General features: G+C 31.2%; 3 protein-coding genes. All 3 read right to left on the minus strand.

Going from position 1 to position 2,370, the window contains the following annotated elements:
• Positions 1 to 826 precede the first annotated feature (826 nt).
• Positions 827 to 1,279 (minus strand): hypothetical protein, encoded by a 453-nt coding sequence (locus tag ACYPV9_RS14190; RefSeq protein WP_459744817.1) that lies wholly within the window; start codon positions 1,277 to 1,279, stop codon positions 827 to 829.
• A 147-nt stretch (positions 1,280 to 1,426) separates the two neighbouring features.
• Positions 1,427 to 1,819 carry a hypothetical protein gene (locus ACYPV9_RS14195; RefSeq protein WP_459744819.1) on the minus strand — a complete coding sequence of 131 codons (393 nt, stop codon included), beginning with the start codon at positions 1,817 to 1,819 and terminating at the stop codon, positions 1,427 to 1,429.
• 11 nt (positions 1,820 to 1,830) lie between these two features.
• Complete coding sequence (locus tag ACYPV9_RS14200) at positions 1,831 to 2,268, minus strand: SMI1/KNR4 family protein (protein ID WP_459744821.1); 438 nt, start codon at positions 2,266 to 2,268, stop codon at positions 1,831 to 1,833.
• Between the last annotated feature and the right edge of the window lie 102 nt (positions 2,269 to 2,370).

The following is a 2,370-nucleotide window of genomic DNA, read 5'->3' on the forward strand; positions in this document are numbered from 1 at the left end:
AGAATTCCTGAAGAATAAATTAAAAATAATATAGCTAGCAATTTTTTCATAAATTTCCTTTCATATGTTACCCAACGTGTTTGTGTTATGGAAAGTTGCGATTTTGTGCCATCGTTATTTTCCGCAGGAAAATATAAGATTGCAAAAAAGCAAACAACTTTAATGAAGCTAAAAATAGCAATTTTTTATACACGTTGTTGTAAAAAGCGTGTTTAATTTCCGATTATAAATTTTTTCTTTTTTCCAGTTTAAAGATAAAATTCAGCTATTTTCTTTCATTTCATTTCTTACTTTTTTAATTTTTCATTTTGTTTTTTTCATTTTTTTCTTAGAAACTTCCGCAAAGAAATTCATTCCGTAAGTTGCTAAAATTCAAGCTTTAGTTTTCAGATTTTGCTAAGATTCTCGGAAAGATTTTAATTTCCAAAAAAGACAAAAAATTCCGTTTTTATATTTACACGTTTTGCTGAGATTCCCACGTTTTGATTTTCCGAGTTTGAGTAAATTCCCACGTTTAATAATTTCCAAAATATGCAAAATTCAACGAGTTGAATTTTGCGAGCGAGAGAGTGTTCCACATTTTAGAAATTCACATTTTTTTTCAGAATTTAGTTTTACAAATAATAAAAAACCAAAAGTTAATTTTAAAGAACTTATTTGTTTATGGCGCGATTCAGCAGTTTTTTACAACGTGTTTGTATATGGAAAGTTGCGTGTTTGAGTGCGAGGATTTTCCGAAGGAAAATCAGACGTAGCAAACGTGCAACGACCTTTGTTTTAGCACAACACCAGCAATTTTTTATATACGGTGTTGTAACCAGTTTTTTTATTCAATTTCTAATTCACATACTTTTCCGTTTTCGGTTGAGAAGTGAATTTTGGTTTTTCTTTTTTTGTAATGATGAACTTTTGCATAAACAACATTGTCCCAAACCCAAGTTATTGAATCATTACTTATTTTATTCGGTTTTCCTATTAATTTTTCCACGTAAGATTTGTCAAATCCGTTCAGTTTTGTGATTCCGTTTTCCTTAACACGAATCATTTTCACAATTCCTTTTTTCAGCACGTATTGTATTCCGTTTTTTGTCAAAATCCAACCGTTTTTAATTTCCGCTTTCTCGTTTTTGTCTTCTTTATCGTAAAATTCAGAAATCATTTCTGTCGGCAATTCAGTCAGGTTTTGTCCGATTCCAATTCCATTAAATTCCAACGAATCTGAACTGAAATCAGGTTCGAAAATTACTTCAGGATTATATGTGAACTCGGTTTTTCTCAAATTGGTTACAACGGTTTTGTGTATGGTTAGTTGCGTGGTTAAGCAACTAATTTAGCAAACTTTTACGAACCCGAGAAAATTCCGCAGGAATTTTCGCAAGTAAGCACTTAAAAAGCAATTAATTATACACGTTGTTGTGCATAGTTTTTATTCTTCTACGACTCCAATAAACATTAAATACTCAATTTCGGTATCATAAATTTCGAGTAGTTCATCCTTTGATAATTTTACTTTTTCCTCATTCAGAGCATATTCCACCATTTGGTTTATATCCCATTCGGTATTGGATTCAGGTTCGTTTTCAGGATTTGGATTGTCAGAAGTCATTCCAGTTTTCTCCATATAATTCATTTCCGCAATTAAAGCGTCACGAATCAAATTCAGGTTAGATTTTTTCTTATTCAGCTTTAATGCAATGAAACAAGTTGCCTCGTCTAAATCATAGATTTCTTTTCCAGCGTTATTTTCATTTACAGTACAGATTGGTTCGTTTTTACAACCGAAAAATGAGAGTAAAGTCAAGATTAATATTTTTTTCACGAATTATTGTTTTATGCGTTAAATTTCGATTTTATTTTGTCCCATAATGAGCTTTTGTCGATATGAAGTTTATTAATCGATTCAGCAATTTTTTCTACCTGTCCTGTCTCGTGATTCCAGAAATATAGTTCATCACTTAAATTTCCATTTCCGTTGTGAGTTAAGATTAGTTGATTCCCAAATCCATCCGCACCAATTGCGATTCCACTTTTAGGAAATCCATTCCATTTACGAGCATTTTTTGTTTCAAGTCCAATATGATTGCAAGTTCGACTTATTCTTTTCTTGTCAGATTTGTCAAAAAAAGGGTAAAGTTCAAATTCAAATTCGTCCGTAATTAATTCGCCACCATTTATTTTTATCATTCGGGTTTTAAATTCATTTGGGAATTTTACGTTCAGTTCAGATTCCGTTTCTTTTATGTATTTTTCGTCAATTGGAAATGGCATTTCGAGGTTTTGGTTAAATTATGCACAACGTGTTTGTGTTATTAAAAGTTGCGTTTTAAGTCGACGGCTATTTTCCGAAGGAAAATAGATGTAGACAAAAAT

Source organism: Polaribacter sp. OB-PA-B3 (genome assembly GCF_054589375.1).

Excerpts from the sequence above, each read along its gene's own strand:
- ACYPV9_RS14200 (WP_459744821.1), bottom strand. The coding sequence starts at position 2,268 with ATGCCATTTCCAATTGACGAAAAATACATAAAAGAAACGGAATCTGAA.